General features: G+C 71.7%; 16 protein-coding genes and 1 tRNA gene. 8 read left to right on the top strand and 9 right to left on the bottom strand.

Going from position 1 to position 17,088, the window contains the following annotated elements:
- The first annotated feature begins 36 nt into the window (after positions 1 to 36).
- Positions 37 to 1,263, top strand: a complete 1,227-nt coding sequence (locus HS99_RS32190) for an acyl-CoA dehydrogenase family protein (RefSeq protein ID WP_030553321.1) — start codon at positions 37 to 39, stop codon at positions 1,261 to 1,263.
- Positions 1,264 to 1,286: 23 nt separating this feature from the next.
- On the opposite strand, the gene HS99_RS32185 is transcribed toward HS99_RS32190, so the two are convergent.
- The 3 genes from HS99_RS32185 to HS99_RS32175 form a co-directional block, all read right to left on the bottom strand.
- Positions 1,287 to 1,889 (bottom strand): phosphatase PAP2 family protein, encoded by a 603-nt coding sequence (locus HS99_RS32185; RefSeq protein WP_030289119.1) that lies wholly within the window; start codon positions 1,887 to 1,889, stop codon positions 1,287 to 1,289.
- 166 nt (positions 1,890 to 2,055) lie between these two features.
- Positions 2,056 to 2,865, bottom strand: coding sequence for an enoyl-CoA hydratase/isomerase family protein (locus tag HS99_RS32180; protein WP_078656778.1), 810 nt, complete (start codon positions 2,863 to 2,865; stop codon positions 2,056 to 2,058).
- A gap of 36 nt (positions 2,866 to 2,901) precedes the next feature.
- Entirely contained in the window at positions 2,902 to 3,591 is a 690-nt protein-coding gene (locus HS99_RS32175) for a TetR family transcriptional regulator (protein WP_046387283.1), read from the bottom strand.
- Between the two features lie 228 nt (positions 3,592 to 3,819).
- Here HS99_RS32175 and HS99_RS32170 point away from each other — a divergent pair, with 228 nt between their 5' ends.
- Positions 3,820 to 5,295: an MFS transporter gene (locus HS99_RS32170; protein WP_030289114.1), complete on the top strand. Its 1,476-nt coding sequence runs from the start codon at positions 3,820 to 3,822 to the stop codon at positions 5,293 to 5,295.
- A 146-nt stretch (positions 5,296 to 5,441) separates the two neighbouring features.
- Here the strand turns inward: HS99_RS32170 and HS99_RS32165 are convergent, their stop codons facing one another.
- The gene (locus HS99_RS32165) at positions 5,442 to 5,993 is read right to left on the bottom strand and encodes a GNAT family N-acetyltransferase (protein ID WP_030289112.1); all 552 of its coding nucleotides are present in this window, start codon (positions 5,991 to 5,993) and stop codon (positions 5,442 to 5,444) included.
- Positions 5,994 to 6,070: 77 nt separating this feature from the next.
- Between HS99_RS32165 and HS99_RS32160 the strand changes: the two genes are divergently transcribed.
- Positions 6,071 to 6,682 carry a TetR/AcrR family transcriptional regulator gene (locus HS99_RS32160; protein WP_191093570.1) on the top strand — a complete coding sequence of 204 codons (612 nt, stop codon included), beginning with the start codon at positions 6,071 to 6,073 and terminating at the stop codon, positions 6,680 to 6,682.
- Between the two features lie 295 nt (positions 6,683 to 6,977).
- Here the strand turns inward: HS99_RS32160 and HS99_RS32155 are convergent.
- Positions 6,978 to 7,053: transfer RNA gene (locus HS99_RS32155), tRNA-Arg, on the bottom strand.
- Between the two features lie 646 nt (positions 7,054 to 7,699).
- Here HS99_RS32155 and HS99_RS42850 point away from each other — a divergent pair.
- The 5 genes from HS99_RS42850 (at position 7,700) to HS99_RS32130 (ending at position 13,329) form a co-directional block, all read left to right on the top strand.
- Positions 7,700 to 8,296 carry a single-stranded DNA-binding protein gene (locus HS99_RS42850; RefSeq protein ID WP_063737973.1) on the top strand — a complete coding sequence of 199 codons (597 nt, stop codon included), beginning with the start codon at positions 7,700 to 7,702 and terminating at the stop codon, positions 8,294 to 8,296.
- Positions 8,297 to 8,650: 354 nt separating this feature from the next.
- The gene (locus HS99_RS32145) at positions 8,651 to 10,078 is read left to right on the top strand and encodes a Cys-Gln thioester bond-forming surface protein (protein ID WP_030289105.1); all 1,428 of its coding nucleotides are present in this window, start codon (positions 8,651 to 8,653) and stop codon (positions 10,076 to 10,078) included.
- A gap of 273 nt (positions 10,079 to 10,351) precedes the next feature.
- Positions 10,352 to 12,016: an energy-dependent translational throttle protein EttA gene (gene ettA / locus HS99_RS32140; RefSeq protein ID WP_072654575.1), complete on the top strand. Its 1,665-nt coding sequence runs from the start codon at positions 10,352 to 10,354 to the stop codon at positions 12,014 to 12,016.
- A gap of 138 nt (positions 12,017 to 12,154) precedes the next feature.
- Entirely contained in the window at positions 12,155 to 12,598 is a 444-nt protein-coding gene (locus HS99_RS32135; protein ID WP_030289101.1) for an acyl-CoA thioesterase, read from the top strand.
- A 38-nt stretch (positions 12,599 to 12,636) separates the two neighbouring features.
- Entirely contained in the window at positions 12,637 to 13,329 is a 693-nt protein-coding gene (locus HS99_RS32130) for a DUF8185 domain-containing protein (RefSeq protein WP_030553330.1), read from the top strand.
- Between the two features lie 22 nt (positions 13,330 to 13,351).
- Here the strand turns inward: HS99_RS32130 and HS99_RS32125 are convergent, their stop codons facing one another.
- The 4 genes from HS99_RS32125 to HS99_RS47970 form a co-directional block, all read right to left on the bottom strand.
- Positions 13,352 to 13,756 carry a globin gene (locus HS99_RS32125; protein WP_030289098.1) on the bottom strand — a complete coding sequence of 135 codons (405 nt, stop codon included), beginning with the start codon at positions 13,754 to 13,756 and terminating at the stop codon, positions 13,352 to 13,354.
- A gap of 103 nt (positions 13,757 to 13,859) precedes the next feature.
- Entirely contained in the window at positions 13,860 to 15,005 is a 1,146-nt protein-coding gene (locus HS99_RS32120; RefSeq protein ID WP_078867593.1) for an ABC transporter permease, read from the bottom strand.
- Complete coding sequence (locus HS99_RS32115; protein ID WP_030289092.1) at positions 15,002 to 15,919, bottom strand: ABC transporter ATP-binding protein; 918 nt, start codon at positions 15,917 to 15,919, stop codon at positions 15,002 to 15,004. Before HS99_RS32115 ends, HS99_RS32120 begins: the two co-directional genes overlap by 4 nt.
- Positions 15,920 to 16,076: 157 nt before the next feature.
- Positions 16,077 to 17,088 (bottom strand): FHA domain-containing protein (locus HS99_RS47970; protein ID WP_063737972.1); only part of this gene is annotated, 1,012 nt, incomplete at its 5' end.

Here is a 17,088-nt window from a genome sequence, read left to right as displayed (position 1 = left end):
ATCCCTGCGTCGTATCCCTTCTGCGGAGGCAGCACCATGAGCAGCACGTTCTCGCTGGACCCGGGCGCGGACCAGCTCGCCGTACGCGACTGGCTGCACGGCTTCGCCGCGGACGTGATCCGCCCCGCCGCAGCCGAGTGGGACGAGCGCGAGGAGACCCCCTGGCCGATCATCCAGGAGGCCGCCAAGCTGGGCATCTACTCGCTGGACTTCTACGCCCAGCAGTACTTCGACCCCTCCGGCGTCGGCATACCGATCGCCATGGAGGAGCTGTTCTGGGGCGACGCGGGCATCGGGCTGTCCATCGTCGGCACCACGCTGGCCGCCGTCGCCGTGCTCGCCAACGGCACCGACGAGCAGATCGGCACCTGGACCCCGCAGATGTTCGGCACCCCGGACGACGTCAAGGTGGCCGCCTTCTGCTCCTCCGAGCCGGACGCGGGCTCCGACGTGGGCGCGCTGCGCACCCGGGCGGTCTACGACGAGGCCAAGGACGAGTGGGTGCTGAACGGCACCAAGACCTGGGCCACCAACGGCGGGATCGCCGCCGTGCACGTGGTGGTCGCCAGCGTCGACCCGGAGCTGGGCACCCGCGGGCACGCCTCGTTCGTCGTCCCGCCGGGCACCCCGGGACTGAGCCAGGGTCAGAAGTTCAGGAAGCACGGCATCCGCGCCTCGCACACCGCCGAGGTGGTGCTCGACGGCGTCCGGGTGCCCGGCAGCTGCCTGCTCGGCGGCAAGGAGAAGCTGGACGAGCGGCTGGCCCGGGCCCGCGAGGGCGCCAAGCGCGCGGGCGGCAAGGGCAACGCGGCGATGGCCACCTTCGAGGCCTCCCGCCCGGCGGTCGGGGCGCAGGCGATCGGCATCGCGCGGGCCGCGTACGAGGTGGCGCTGGACTACGCCAGGACCCGGGAGCAGTTCGGCCGTCCGATCATCGACAACCAGGGCGTGGCCTTCCAGCTCGCCGACATGAAGACCCGGATCGACGCGGCCCGGCTGCTGGTGTGGCGGGCGTCCTGGATGGCGGTCAACAACCAGCCGTTCACCTCGGCGGAGGGCTCGATGTCCAAGCTGTACGCGGGCGAGACGGCCAAGTTCGTCACCGCGCAGGCGATGCAGATCCTCGGCGGCAACGGCTTCACCCGGGAGTACCCGGTGGAGCGGATGCACCGGGACAGCGCGATCTACTCGATCTTCGAGGGGACCAGCGAGATCCAGCGTCTGGTCATCGCCCGGGCGATCTCGGGGATGCCGATCCGGTAGCGGGGCCGGTCCCGGGGGGCGTCCTACCGGGCGGCCCAGAAGGTGAGACCGGCGGTGAGGGCACCCACCACCGCGCCGACGATCGTCTGTGCGGTGGTGTGGTCCCGCAGCACCACCCGGGACCAGCCGATCACCGCGACCAGCGGGTAGAGCAGCAGCCACACCGGGCCGAGCGCGATGCCCAGGCAGGCCACCGCGCCGCTGGCGACGGCGGTGTGCACGGACACCTTCCACCAGACGGTGATCACCAGGATCGGGACCAGCGAGGCGAACATCGCCGCGACCATCGCGGTGAGGTCGCGCGGGGCGTGGGCCCAGATCATCACCGCGAAGCTCACCGCGACCGAGCCCATGATGAACGGGATGACGGTCAGTCGGCGCCGGCGGTGGCCGACGTGGCGGTCCTCCAGGGTGCCCTTGCGGATGCCGCGCTGGATGAACAGGGTCGGGATGACAGCCGCGAACAGCGCCGCGAAGGCGGCCCAGCCGAGGCCGGGCCAGCCGTAGCGCAGGCCGCCGATGAGCAGGCAGACCGCGATGATCACGTTCTTCGGTTCGACGCCGTCGGTGACCCGGCGGGCCCAGATCGTCCGGTTGGTGGGGGCGGTCGTGGCCTCGGTGGTCATCGGGGTGCGTGCTCCGGGTCGGGAAGGGCGGTCGGCGGCTGGGTGGTTGGGCGGTCGGTGCGCCGTTGCGCTGGTGCGCCGGTTCGCTGGTCGGATGATCGTACGTGAGCCGCCGGCGCCGCCACTCCTCCGCGCCCGGGCACCGGCCGGAGCCGCGGCGCGCCCGTCAGAACCGCGGCGGGCGGCCGTCCAGGAAGGCGGCCAGCCCCTCGTGCACGTCCGAGGCCTCCCGGGAGCGCCGCTCCCAGGGCGCCAGCGCCTCGGCGGCCCGCTCCGCCGGGACGGCCAGCGCGGCCTTGACCGCGCCGATGGTCTGGGTCGAGCGACGGGTCAGCAGCCGGGCGAACTCCAGGGCGGCGGCGTCCAGTTCGGCGTCCGGCAGGACCCGCTCCGCGAGGCCCAGGGGCAGTGCGTCCCGGCCGCGCACCAACTCGCCGGAGAACAGCAGGTACTTGGCGCGGGCCGGGCCGACCAGCCGGGCCAGGCGCAGGGTCGGCACGGCAGGGTAGACCACACCAAGCTTGGCCGGGGTGATCCCCAGCCGGGCGTCCTCCGCGACGAATCGCAGGTCGCAGGCGACGGCCAGCTGGCAGCCACCGCCCACACAGGCACCGTGCACCACGGCGAGGGTCGGGTGCGGGAAGGCCGCGAGTGCCTCCTCGGCGGCCACGTTGACCGCGTGGTAGGCGTCCGCGCGCTGCGGATCGCCGTACACCTCGGCGAGTTCGGTGATGTCCGCGCCCGCGCTGAAGGTGTTCCCGGCGCCGGTCAGCAGCAGGGCGCGCACGCCGTCCTGCTCGGCCAGCTGGTCCAGGACCTTGGGCAGCGCCTGCCAGACCGCCAGGGTCACCGCGTTGCGGCGGTGCGGACGGGCGAATTCCAGGACCGCGACGCCGTCCTCGCCGACGTAGGCGTTCAGGCCCTCGGCCTGGGCGGGCAGGGCCGAGCGGTCCCGCGTGAGCAGCGGCTGGTCCATGCGCACCTCCGGGTCGGTCGTGGTGCGCCCACTCTCTCAGGCGTGGGCGGCGCCGTAGTCCCCGAGGCCGTGTTCGACCGAGGCGAAGGCCCGGCGGGCCTCGTCCAGTGCGGCGGGCAGGGCGGCGTCCGCGCTCTCGCCGTCCAGCATCCGGCGGTGGTTGCCGCCGATCAGGGTCAGCCGGACGGCCAGCAGTTGGGCCGCGGCGACCCGGGCGGTCAGCTCGTCGTGGGCCGGGTCCTGGGCGCACAGTTCCGCGGCCAGCAGGGTCTGGGCCTGCTGGCCGAAGCCGGCGGTGGCCCGCACCGCCAGCGCCGGAGTGGCGTGGATCAGCCGGATCACGTCCAGCACGACCCGGTCGTCGTTCAGGCCGGTGGCCGGGTCCTTGCGCTCCAGCGCGGCCAGGAAGTGCTCGCGCAGCGCCACGACGGCGGAGGTGCCCGGTGCGCGGTCGCGCACCGCCCGGGCCGGTTCGTCGAGGTGCTGCTCCATCGGGCCCATGACCAGGTCTTCCTTGGTCGGGAAGTAGTTGAAGACGGTCATCTTGGACACCTCGGCGGCCGCCGCGATCTCGGCCACCGAGACCTGGTCGAAGCCCCGTTCGGCGAAGAGGACGACGGCCGTGCGGAAGATCCGGATACCGGTCTGGATCTTCTTGCGCTCGCGCAGCGGGAGGGCGTCGAGGTCGCGGTGGGGGCCGAGGTCGAAGCCGTGGTGGGTCGCCATGGGGGGACTGTACCAGGATCAAAGGTTGACCCAGCAGAAAGATTGGACGGGCTGAAGAATTGACCCGGTCCAACAATGCTGTCATGGTTGGTGCCGAGCCCGCCGGATCGCACCGGAACGGGCCAACTCCGCTGACTCCGGGGGGACTTCCCGATGGCATCCGCTGCCCAGACACCCGCTGTACAGACGTCCGCTGCAGAGGCGTCCGGCCAGGGCGGTTCCGCGCTGATGACGGTCGCCCAACGCAAGCTCGGCATGCTGCTCTGCCTGCTGACGATCGTGCTGGCCGTGCTCGACTCCAACATCGTCTCGGCCGCCACCGTGCCGATCGTCCACGACCTCGACCCGGTGCACGGCATCGACCGGCTGCCCTGGCTGGTCAGCGCCTTCTCCCTGGCCGCCACCGCGCTGCTCCCGCTCTACGGCAAGCTCTGCGACGTGTACGGCGCCAAGCGGGTCCTGCTCGGGGCGGTCGGCAGCTTCCTGCTCGGCTCGGCGCTGTGCGGCGCCGCACAGTCGATGGGCGAGCTGATCGCCTTCCGGGCCGTCCAGGGCGTCGGTGGTGGCGGGCTGATGAGCGTGACCATGGTCGTGATGGCCCAGCTCCAGGATCCGGAGGAGCGCAGCAGGGGCAAGGGCGGCGCGGTGGGCGGGATCGTCGCGGGCCTCGGCATGGCGATCGGCCCGCTGGTCGGTGCGCTGTTCACCGACCACCTCGGCTGGCGCTGGATCTTCTACGTCAACCTGCCGCTCGGCCTGCTCGTCCTGGCCGGCTTCGCCCTGGCGCTCAAGCTGCCGCAGACCGTCGAGCGGCGCGGCCTGGACTTCCTCGGCGCCACTCTGGCCGCCGCCTTCGCCACCGGGCTGCTGCTGGTCACCGAGTGGGGCGGCAAGGACTACGGCTGGACCTCCCCGGTGATCCTCGGCACGTCCGCCGCCACCCTGGCCGCGCTCGGCCTCTTCCTGTGGCGCCAGGCCACCGCCGCCGAGCCGGTGCTGCCGCTCTCGCTGTTCCGGATCCCGGTGGTGCGGATCGGCTTCGCCGTCCAGGGCCTGGTCGGGATGGGCATGATGGGCGCGATCGTCTACGTGATGATCTACCTCCAGGTCGCCCGGGGGATCGCCCCGACCACGGCCAGCCTCTACCTGATGCCGATGGCGGCCGGGATGACCGGGGCCGGACTGCTGGCCACCCGGCTGCTCTCCCGAGGGCACCGGCCGCGCACCTTCCTGGTGGCCGGCGCGGGCTGCTCGATGCTCGCCCTGGGACTGCTCGGGCTCAGCGGGCCGGACACCCCGCTGTGGGCGGTGGGTGCCGAACTCACGCTGCTCGGCGCCGGGTTCGGCCAGCTGATCGGGCAGCTGATCACCCTGGTGCAGGACGCCGCCCCGCGCCACCAGCTCGGCGTCGCCACCACCGGGATCCGGTTCTTCCAGACCCTCGGCAACGCCCTCGGGGCGGCGGTCTTCGGCACGGTGCTGTCCCGGGTGTTCGAGGCCGGCCGGCCGGGGCGGACGCTCGGCGCGGTACGGGTGGTGACCGGACCGGCGCGGGAGCAGGCGGTGCGGAGCTTCACGGACGCCGTGGACGTGGTCTTCCTGTCGGCGGCCGGGGTGATGGTCCTGGTACTGCTGCTGGCGCTGCGGCTGCGCTCGGTGGAGTCGGCGGGCGCCGCGGCGGAGCAGCCGGTGCCGGCGGCCTGAGCGGGGGTTCGGCGAGGCGGGGGTCCGGTGAGGCGCGGGTCCGGTGAGGCGCGGGTCCGGCGAGGCGGGGATGTGACGGAGCGGGGCCCGGTGGACTGCGGGGAGTCCACCGGGCCCCGCTCGGCGCGCGTGGGGAGTCCGGCCGGTCAGGCTCGGGTGGCGGCCCACTCCGAGGCCAGGACCGCCCAGATCTCCTTGTCGTGGCGGACGCCGTTGTGGAGGAACCACTCGCGCAGCACGCCCTCCCGCCGCATGCCGACCCGCTCCGCCACGGCGCGGCTGCGGGCGTTGGCGGCCGAGCACCACCACTCCGCGCGGTGCATGCCGCGGGTGGCGAAGGCGTAGTCGAGCAGCAGCCGGACGGCGGCGGTGATCAGTCCGCCGCCCTCGCCGGCCGGCTCGGTCCAGGCGCCGATCTCGCAGTTGCCGCTCTTGGTGTCGAAGTGCACGAACATCACACCGCCGACCAGTGTGCCGTCCCGCCAGATGCCGAAGATCCGGCCGGAGTCGGTGGCCTGGCGGTCGGCGTAGCGCTGCAGGGTCGCCCGGGCCGAGTCCAGGTCGGTGGAGAAGGTGGCCCACGGGATCCACGGGTCGGTGTGGGCCCGGGCGCGGTCGATGTGGGCCAGGAACTCGGGGGCCTGCCACGGCTCCAGGGGGCGCAGTTCGGCGTTCTCGGCGAGGGGGACGGAAAACACGGGCGGGCCTTTCACGGGTGGTGCGGCGGGCTGTCGGGATCATTCATAACAAACGTTTGGTATGTACGATAGCCTCCATGACGCCACCCCGGGGAGACCATGACGCCCGCCGCTCGGAAGTCTCCGAGGGGGTGTGGCGGGTGCTCTCCACCCGGGGCTTCGAGGGGCTCACGCTGCGCGCGGTGGCAGCCGAACTGGGCGCCTCCACCGGGCTGTTGACCCACTACTTCCCGAACAAGCGGGCGCTGCTCAGTCACGCCCTGGAGGAACTCGACCGGCGTTCCGCCGCCCGGCCCCGGCGGCTGGCGCCCGTCGACGGCACCCCGCCCCCGCCCGTCGGGCTGGCCCGGCTGCGGGCCGCGCTGCTCGACGTCCTGCCGCTGGACGAGGCGACCGAGGCCGGCAACCGGATCTGGGTCAGCTCCTGGGACGTCGCCCTGGCGGACCCGGAGCTGGCGGCCGCGCACGCGGAGCGCTACGCCCGCTCGCGGGTGGCGCTCACGGCGCACGTGGCGGACGCCCAGCGGCTCGGCGAGCTCCCGGCCGACGCCGATCCCGCCGGGCTCGCGGCGGGGGCGCAGGCCTTCGTGCTCGGGCTGGTGGTGCAGTCGCTGTTCGCCCCCGCGGAGTTCCCCGCCGAGCGCCAGATCGCGCTCCTCGACGCCTATCTGGCGGGACTGGTCGCATAGGGTCTCCGGCCGCCGGGCCGTTCCGCCTCCGGGCGGTCCGGCTCCCGGCTGTTCGACTCCCCGGACGTCCGGCTCTCCGGCTCTTTCCGGATTCGCCGGCGGCCGGTCGGGCCGGGGTTGTTTCGTTCATTGGTGGGGGATTCGCCCGGAATTCCGGTTTTCCCGGTCACCCGCCTTCCGTGGCGGGCATGATACGCATTGTCACGGGTTATGCGCAGCGAGTGCGGGATTACCCGGAGATCCGAAACGGCCACGGAAAGTGTTCATCGCCGCGATGGCCTGCGGAATTGCGAGGTGGCGCCCCCAGCAGGATTCGAACCTGCGACCTACCGCTTAGAAGGCGGGTGCTCTATCCGCTGAGCTATGGGGGCGGGACGGACGGCGCCCTGGCGGGCGTGACCGTGGCCGGGATCGGGCGACGAGCGCTGGGGGCGCGCGTGGTCCGTCCCCGTACCTGAGGGGTGGGGGTGGGGGTTGGTGGGCCCTCGCCCTGTCGGGGACAGGATAAGGGTGTCCAGTTCCTCGGCCGGGTGTGACGACACCGTCGTTGGTGTGTCGGTTCGGTGGAGCGGTCCGATAATCGCAGGTGGAGACCGTGTGTGCAGCGGTCTGGGACAGTTCCGGGCCGGACGTTGTGCAGTCGTTACGGGGCTGCCTCCTCACCCGTTATGGATTCGACACGGAGAATGTCCCGCCGGCGGCCAAGGTGGGGGTCCTATTCGGCTTGCTCCGGTCGGATGACGTGCGCGGACGGCTCGCGGCGGGGCCTTCGGTCGCGCTCCGGCGGGGGTCGCGATCTGCCCGTTTGTTGTCATGAGCGCGAAGAAGTGCCGACCTGGCGGTGCGGGAAGGCCGAAATTCACCCCTGCGAGTGACGGCTCTTTTTCACCCTGCCGATCGGCACAGGAGTTGTCCACAGGATTTCGGAACGTGGTGGCCGCGATTTCCTCCGGGAGGCACTCTCAACCCGCACCGCTCGATTCCGTACGGTGCATCGGCGAGAACGGAGAGTGCGCTGTGAGCGAGACGTATGTGACGGTGATCGGCAATGTCGCGACGGAGGTGAGCTACGGCGAAACCTCCGGCGGGGTGCCGATGGCGAACTTCCAGCTCGGCTTCACCGAACGGCGGTACGACCGGGAGCGGGCCTGCTGGGTGGACGGCGAGGCGCAGTGGCTGAGGGTGACGGCCTGGCGGGCGCTCGCGGTGAACCTGATCGGCTCGCTGTCCAAGGGCGATCCGGTGCTCGTGACCGGTCGGCTGCGGGTGCGCGAGTGGACGGAGGGGGAGGTGAAGCGCAGCCGGGCCGAGATCAGCGCCCGGTCGGTCGGGCACGACCTCACTCGCGGCACGGCGGCGTTCCGGTGGGCGACGGGGGTGCGCGGGCAGCCGTCGGGTGCGGCCCGGAGTGCGGCCGACGGTGCCGGGGCGGAGACCGCGGGCGAGCCGGTGCCCGGGTGGATCGTCAACGCGCTGGAGTCGCGCCGGGTCCCGGCGGTGGCCGTGGCGCCCCGTTCGCCCGAGTCGCCGCCGGGCGGGCGAGAGGTGAGGGAGCAGCAGGAGGGCGTGTCCGAGGGGCGGCGGGGAGGTGAAGACCGGGCGATGCCGGGCTGACCGGCCGGTGACCTTCTCTGTCGACAAATATGTTGGTCGAGAAGGCCGTTGCACCCGCACGCGCAATCTCGACCGGATAACGGAAAGTCATCGGCAGATTCTGGTGAGGCGTCAGCTTGTGTGGAACCTGGGAGGATTGATAACGATACAGATACGGAATCGTCCTGATTTCGCATGGGGGTTTCGAGGCCTCCGGGGCTCAATAGGATTCGTCTGGTTCATACCCGCAGCAGTGCCACAGGGGGCACGCGCGGCACGGCAAGTCGGCGGGCTGCCCACTCGGCGCGGCCCGCTCCGGAGGGATCCCAGATGTTCAAGAGGCAGGGGCGGAGTCTGTCCCGCATAACCACTGTCATGCTCACGACCAGTCTGGCACTGGGGGGAGGCCTGTTCGCGGCTGGTGCGGCGGCTGCGGCGGACACCCCCGCCTCGGGCGTGACCAAGGCCGTGATCCAGAGCAGCATGGTGTCCGAGAAGGTCGACGTCGCGGGCAAGGGGACGGTCGACGCCGGCCTCTTCACCCTCAAGACGAGCGACGGTGGTCTGCTGCAGACCTACTGCATCGACTTCGACAACCCGGTGTACCTCGACAGCGGTGCGCAGTACCACGAGGCGGACTGGGCGGCGAGCTCCCTCGGCGCCAACGCCAAGGCGCCCATGATCCGGTGGATCCTGGACAACTCCTACCCGCACGTCAACCTGACGGCGCTGGCCGCGGCCATCAAGGTCGACAGCCTGACCGCCGAGGACGCCGCCGCGGGCACCCAGGCCGCGATCTGGAAGTTCTCGGACAACAAGAGCGTCACCCTGCACAAGACGAACGCCACCAAGCTGCGCGACTACCTGGTCAGCGACAGCAACAAGGGCATCGCCGCCGAGCCGAAGCCCTCGCTGACCCTGAGCCCGGACTCGGTCTCCGGCAAGTCCGGCGGCAAGATCGGTCCGTTCACCCTCAACTCCAGCGCTGCCGAGGTGAAGCTGTCCATCGGTGGCCCCGCCGCCGACAAGGCCAAGCTGGTCGACAAGGACGGCAAGCCGGTCGGCGCCACCCTGACCGGTCCGATCGCCAAGGACACCCAGCTGTTCCTGGACGTGCCGGGTGGCACCCCGGACGGTGCGGTCACCCTTAACGCGAACGCCTCGACCGTCGTGCCCAGCGGCCGGGTCTTCATGACCGACGTGGACGACGACGGCAACCACAGCCAGACCATGATCCTGGCCAGCTCCGACAAGCTCAGCGTCAACGCGGCCGCCAAGGCCACCTGGAAGCAGGGCAAGGGTGCGCTGGTCGACAGCAGCGCCAAGGTCGAGTGCGCCAAGAACGGCGTGACCGTCTCCGTCACCAACAGCGGTGACGAGGCCGCCACCGTCACGGTCGACAAGCAGCAGGTGACCGTGCAGCCGGGCAAGACCGAGAGCGTGCTCGTCAAGGTCGCCGAGAAGGCCAAGTACGACATCAAGGTGTCCGGTCCGAACGGCTACACCAAGGAGTTCACCGGCGTGCTGGACTGCAAGGTCGGCGTGACCCCGAGCTCCGCCCCGAGCACCCCGGCCGCCACCGGCAGCGCCACCGCCACCCCCTCGGGCACCCCGAGCACCGGTGCCGCCCACCCGGCCCCGTCGACCACCAGCGCCGCCCCCGGCACCGGTGGCCTGGCCCAGACCGGCGCCAACAGCAACACCCCGCTGCTGGCCGGCATCGCGGGCGCCCTGGTCGTCGCCGGTGGCGCTGCGGTCTTCTTCCTGCGTCGCCGTGGCCGCCACGGTGGCAACGCCGCCTGAACCGGTAACACGGACTGCCCGGGACGGTAGCCCGGACGACCCGAACCGGTAGTACGGCCCGGCTCCCCGCACTCGCTGCGGGGAGCCGGGCCGTCGGCGTTCCGGCCGTCGGCGTTCCGGCAGGCGGGCGGGCCGGCCGACCGCGCGTGCGCCCGTCGCCCGTCCGGCACACCCGGTGGGGGGCCACCCGGGCGGTTCGGGGCTCCCGGCCGGGTGCGGCACAATGGAAGGCTGCAAGCCGAATTACTCCCGACGACGCCGGAGCGATCTCACGTGGCGGAATACATCTACACGATGCGCAAGGTGCGCAAGGCTCACGGAGACAAGGTCATCCTTGACGACGTGACGCTCAGCTTCCTCCCCGGAGCGAAGATCGGCGTCGTGGGCCCCAACGGTGCCGGTAAGTCGACCGTGCTGAAGATGATGGCCGGCCTGGAGCAGCCCTCCAACGGCGACGCCTTCCTCTCGCCGGGCTTCACCGTCGGCATGCTCCTCCAGGAGCCGCCGCTGGACGAGTCCAAGACCGTCCTGGAGAACGTCGAGGACGGCGTCAAGGAGATCAAGGGGAAGCTCAACCGCTTCAACGAGATCGCCGAGCTGATGGCGACCGACTACTCGGACGCCCTGCTGGAGGAGATGGGCAAGCTCCAGGAGGACCTCGACCACGCCGAGGCCTGGGACCTGGACGCCCAGCTCGAGCAGGCCATGGACGCCCTGGGCTGCCCGCCCGGCGACTGGCCGGTCACCAAGCTCTCCGGTGGTGAGAAGCGCCGCGTCGCGCTCTGCAAGCTGCTGCTCGAGGCCCCCGACCTGCTGCTGCTCGACGAGCCCACCAACCACCTGGACGCCGAGTCGGTGAACTGGCTGGAGCAGCACCTGGAGAAGTACAAGGGCACCGTCGTGGCCGTCACCCACGACCGGTACTTCCTGGACAACGTCGCCGAGTGGATCCTGGAGCTCGACCGCGGCCGCGCCTACCCGTACGAGGGCAACTACTCCACCTACCTGGAGACCAAGCAGTCCCGTCTCAAGGTCGAGGGCCAGAAGGACGCCAAGCGCGCCAAGCGGCTCAAGGAAGAGCTGGAGTGGGTCCGCTCCAACGCCAAGGGCCGCCAGGCGAAGTCCAAGGCCCGCCTCGCCCGTTACGAGGAGATGGCGGCCGAGGCCGACAAGATGCGGAAGCTGGACTTCGAGGAGATCCAGATCCCGCCGGGCCCGCGCCTGGGCAACGTCGTCATCGAGGTCGAGAACCTCAACAAGGCCTTCGGCGAGAAGGTCCTGATCGACGACCTGAGCTTCACCCTGCCGCGCAACGGCATCGTCGGCATCATCGGCCCGAACGGCGCAGGCAAGACCACCCTGTTCAAGATGCTCCAGGATCTGGAGACTCCGGACAGCGGCACGGTCAAGGTCGGCGAGACCGTCAAGATCAGCTACGTCGACCAGACCCGCTCCAACATCGACCCGAAGAAGACCCTCTGGGAGGTCGTCTCCGACGGTCTGGACTGGATCAACGTCGGCCAGGTCGAGATGCCGTCCCGCGCCTACGTGTCCGCCTTCGGCTTCAAGGGCCCGGACCAGCAGAAGCCGGCCGGCGTGCTCTCCGGCGGTGAGCGCAACCGCCTGAACCTGGCGCTCACCCTCAAGCAGGGCGGCAACCTGCTGCTCCTCGACGAGCCCACCAACGACCTCGACGTCGAGACGCTCTCCTCGCTGGAGAACGCCCTGCTGGAGTTCCCCGGCTGCGCCGTGGTCATCTCCCACGACCGCTGGTTCCTGGACCGGGTGGCCACCCACATCCTCGCCTACGAGGGCGACAGCAAGTGGTTCTGGTTCGAGGGCAACTTCGAGTCGTACGAGAAGAACAAGGTCGAGCGACTGGGCGCCGACGCCGCCCGTCCGCACCGGGCCACCTACAAGAAGCTGACCCGAGGCTGACATCCAGCTGTCACGACGGCCCGGCAGACTGCCCTCCGGGGCGGCCTGCCGGGCCGCGGCCAGCCGTCACACCGGCCGTCACCGCCGGCCGTCGCCGAGAAGGCGTCGGCGGGCGACCGGACACCGAGGAGAACACCCGTGGCTCGCCACATCTACGCCTGCCCGCTGCGCTGGTCCGACATGGACGCCTTCGGGCACGTCAACAACGTGGTCTTCCTGCGCTACCTGGAGGAGGCCCGGATCGACTTCATGTTCACCCAGGCCGCCGAGGCCGGGGCCGGGGAGTTCGCGGGCGGCTCGGTGGTGGCCCGCCACGAGATCGACTACAAGCGCCCGCTGGTGCACCGGCCGGAGCCGGTCACCGTCGAGACCCGGGTGACGCACATCGGCAGTGCCTCGCTGACCGTCTCCTACGACATCAAGGACGTCCACCCGGACGGTTCCGAGACGGTGTACGTCCGGGCCTCCACCGTGGTCGTGCCCTACGACCTGGCCGAGGGCCGGCCGCGCCGGATCTCGCCGGTGGAGCGGGAGTTCCTGTCCCGGTTCATGGACGAGGCCCCGGCCGTCGCGGCCGTCTGAACGTCCCATGACCCCCGAACCGATTGAGCTGAGCCGCGTTGACCGTCACCGCCCGCCTCGCCCTGACCGACACCGGTGAGGGCGCAGACCTCTCCGCCTTCCTGCTGCGCCTGCTGCGCTTCGACAAGGCGGCGGCCGTGCGGCTGCAGGCGGTCGGTCCGGCCGGGGAGGACGGCGTGCTGGCGGTCTTCGGACGGCTGCCGCTGGGCGGCTCGGGCGCGCTGGCGGTCCGCACCGCCCGGCTGGACGGCCTGGACGAGCCGGTCGATCTGACCGTCTCGGCGGGTCAGTTGCTGGACGGGGTGGACGCCGAGGCGGGCGTCGTCGAGCTGCCCGCGCCGGTGACCGGCCCGGCCTGGGCCGGGCTGCTGCCGCCGCGGGCGGGCTGGCGGCCGGTCGGCGCCCCGCCGGTGGCCGAGGTGTATCCGGAACTGATGGCCGGGGTGAGGGAGTTCCGCGAGCGCAGCGAGGCCGTCCCGGCGCACCACCGCACCCGTGCGGTGCTGGACCAGCTGGCGGACGAGATCTGGTCCCGGCCGGTCGGGGTGCTGCCGGAGCTGCCGCTGCGCGCGGTGCACGCCGCGTACGTGATCGGCTTCCTGAAGCCCGGCGCCCCGCTCTCGGTGCACCGGGCGGGCGGCTGGCTGCGGCTGAGCGCCCCGGCGGGCTCGGTGGTGGTGCGGACCGCGGCCGCGCCGGGCGCGGGGCTGGGGCTCAGCCCCCTGCGGTAGCCGGCAGCGACCGCTCAGCCCGTCAGCCCGGGGTGTTGATCATCGACGCGGCGGCGTAGACCAGGTAGTCCAGCAGCTGGTGCTCGAGCTCGGCCGGCAGTTCCAGGCTCGCCACGGCCGCGCGCATGTGCGTCAGCCAGGCGTCGTGCGCCGCCTTGTCGACCTTGAACGGCGCGTGCCGCATCCGCAGCCGCGGGTGGCCGCGCCGGTCGCTGTAGGTGCGGGGGCCGCCCCAGTACTGCATCAGGAACAGCGCCATCCGCTCCTCGGCCGGGCCGAGGTCCTCCTCGGGGTACATCGGCCGCAGCAACTCGTCCTGGGCGACGCCCTCGTAGAAGCGGCGGGTGAGGAGCCGGAAGGTGGGCTCACCGCCGACCTGCTCGAAGAAGGTCTCCTCGCTGAACGTGCCTCGTCCGATTTCTGTCACCCGACCATGGTCGCAGACGCCGACGGGGTCGTACACCGGGACCAACGGCGTACGACCCCGCAGGGTTCGGTGATCAGTGGAGGGGGTCAGGAGCGGGCGACGGTCAGGCGTCCTCCCACCTGAACAGCTTCCAGGCGATGCCGGTGAGGACGGCCGCGAAGAGCAGCAGTCCGCCCATGGTCGGCAGGGCGTCCGTCACGCCGCCGCCGCGGGTCAGGACCGACTGGGCGGAGTCGACCAGGTAGTGCAGCGGCATGACCTTGGAGACGGTCTGGAGCCAGCCCGGGGCACCGTCCATCGGGAAGAACGAGCCGGACAGGAAGGACATCGGCAGCACGATGACCTGAGAGATGCCGTTCGCCGCCTCCTCGGTCCTGGCGACCGAGCCGGCCAGCAGGCCGATCGACATGAAGGCGAGCGTCGCGCAGGCCACCAGCGGGAGGACCAGCCACCAGTTGCCGGTGAGCTTGAGCCCGAAGAAGCTCGTCGCGACGACCAGGAAGACGCCGGTCTGGAGGAACGCGGTCAGCAGCGAGACCAGGATCCTGGAGCTGACCACCGTGCCGGCGCTGATCGGGGCGAGCCGCAGTCGGCGCAGCACCTTGGTCTTGCGCCAGTTGACCAGGGTCAGCGCGGCGCCGAACACCGCGCCGGTGGCGACGGCCCAGCCGAGCAGACCCGGGGTGAGGAACTGGATCGGCTTGAGCGACTTGTCCTCGACCTGCTGGGCGTCCACCACGTAGGCCGGCGCCTGGTGGGTGGCCTGCTGGTTGGCCTCCTGGACCACCGAGTTGAAGATGCCCTGGAGCGCTCCGGCGCGGACCTGGTCGGCGGCGGTGTAGCGCAGCTCGACCTTGCCGTCCGCACCCTGCGTGATCATCGCGTCGAAGTCGCCCTTGCGGACCTTCTCCAGCGTGCCGGCCTCGTCGTCGGTGCGGGTGATGGTGAGGACCTTGTCCAGCTCGCTCCGGCCCTCGCCCGTCATCGAGTCGAACAGTTTCACCGCGCCGACCTGGGCGACCTTGGCGTGCGGGGTGCTGGAGCCCTTGGTCACGCTGCCGAAGAACACCAGGAACACCAGCGGGAACAGCAGGATGAAGAAGGTCGCGGTGCGGTCCCGCTTCATCCCGAGCAGCATCGCGCGGGACAGGCTCCAGAACGCGCTGACCCGCTCCCGCCCGTCGGCGGCGTCGGCCGAACCCCCGCGCGGGGCGGGCACCTTCGGCTCGGTGGAAGTGGTGGTGGTCATGCGCGGAACTCCCGTCCGGTCAGCTGGAGGAAGACGTCCTCCAGGGTGGCGCCGCGCACTTCGAGGCCGCGCAGCGCGTTCTGCTCGGCCAGCACGCTGAGCACCGGGGCCGGGAGGCGGGTGGAGACGGAGAGCGAGACGGTGTCGTCCTCCAGGGTGGCGACGTCGGCGCCGGCCGCGGCCAGCAGCTCGCGGGCCCGCTCGACCGGCAGCTGGCCGGAGGCCACGCTGATCCGGACGGTGTCGTCGATCTCGCGGATCAGCGCCGCCGGGGCGCCGGTGTGCAGGATCCTGCCGTGGTCCATGATCGAGACCCGGTCGCAGAGCACCTCGGCCTCGTCCAGGTAGTGGGTGGTCAGGACGACGGTGCGGCCCTCGTCGTTGATGTCCCGCAGGAGGTCCCAGAGGTTGCGGCGGGCCTGCGGGTCGAGGCCGGTGGTGGGCTCGTCCAGGAAGACGAGCTCCGGATCGTGGGCCAGCGCGCAGGCGATCGACAGGCGCTGGGCCTGGCCGCCGGACATCTGTTCGGTGAGGGTTTCGGCCTTGTCGGCGAGGCCGACCCGCTCCAGCATCGCATCGGCCCGCTTGGGACCGACCCCGTAGAACGACGCGAAGGTGCGGATGGTCTCCCGGGCCGTCAGTTTCCGGAAGAAGGCGGAGGCCTGGAACTGAACGCCGATCCGCGGCAGCAGTTTCGGATTCCGCGGCCAGGGGGCCATCCCCAGCAGCTCGACCCGGCCCTCGTCGGGCTCGCGGACCCCCTCCAGGATCTCCATGGTGGTGGTCTTCCCGGCCCCGTTGGGGCCCAGGATCCCGTAGAACTCGCCGGCCTCGACGGTGAGCGACACCCCGTCGACGGCCTGCACATCCCCGTACCGCTGGCGGATGCCGTCAGCGGATATAGCAGCAGTCATGAAGCCAGAGAATAGGGGTTTCGGAGCGTCTTGTGCACATCGCGGACAGGGATTTGCGGATTTCCTGAGGAAGGGAAGAGAAAACCGGGCCGGGAGGAATTGTCGAATTCCTCCCGGCCCGGCCGGTGTTGTCACTGACGGAGACTCAAACAGCAGGTCAGGCGCGGTGCACCGTGATCGTCGTCCAGGCGCCGACGTGGATCCGGTCGCCGTCGTTCAGCGGTACGGCGGTGTGCGGGGAGATCGGTTCCGCGCCGCCGTTCACGGTGGTGCCGTTGGTGGAGTCCTGGTCCACCAGCACCCAGCTGCCGTCCGCCTGTTCGGCGAGCAGCGCGTGCTGGTGGGAGGCGCCCGGGTCCTCCGGCGGTACCGACAGGTCGATCTCCGGGACGGTGCCCCGGTGCTGGCTGCGCCGGCCGATCCGCAGCTGGCCGCGGCCGGTCAGCGGGATGCGGCGCTCGGGGCAGTACGGCGGGAAGAAGAGTCCGGCCGCCTCGGGGCCGCTGCGGGCCATCATGTCGGTGAAGTAGTCGCGGTCGGCCGAGACCACGGCGATCCAGTTGGCCCGGACCGGTTCGGCCGGGACGGGCTCCGGCTGGCCCTGCGGCGGGGCCAGGTGGAAGGACGTGCCGAAGTCGCCGCCGCGGTTGTTCGGGCCGGGGCCGGCCGGCTGGGCGTACACCGGGCCGGAGTCCTCGCGCACCGGGGCCTCCGGGAAGGCACCCTCCGGCATGGGCCCCTCCTGCCCGTTGGCGGGCGAGGAGGGAGGGTAGCCGTAGGTGTGCGGGTACTCGGGGGCCGGCGGCTGCTGGTGCTGCGGCTGCTGCGACTGGTGGTGCTGCGGCGGCACGGGCGGGGCCTGCGGGGGCTGCGCGGTGCCGCCGTAGGCCGCCGGGATGTTCAGCGGCGGGGGCTGGGCCGGGCCGGGGGCGGCGGGCGCGGGCGCACCGCCGGCCGGCACCTGGCGGCGCGAGGGCGTGGACAGCTCGTAGTCGTAGCCGCACTCCTCGCAGAACCGGCCGGTCTGCGGGCTGCGGCAGATCGGGCAGACGGCCAGGCCCTCGGTGAGGCCCGCCGGCGAGGCCGGGGGCGGAACGGCCCCGGGCGGCGGGAACGCGCCGCCCGGCGGCGGGTAGGCCCCGGGCGGGGGGTACGCCCCGGGCGGGGGC

The sequence above is a fragment of the Kitasatospora aureofaciens genome, assembly GCF_001188955.3.
Lineage (GTDB): Bacteria > Actinomycetota > Actinomycetes > Streptomycetales > Streptomycetaceae > Kitasatospora > Kitasatospora aureofaciens.
The sequence above is the reverse complement of the archived record's forward strand: the minus strand, read 5'-3'. Positions and strand labels throughout refer to the sequence as shown.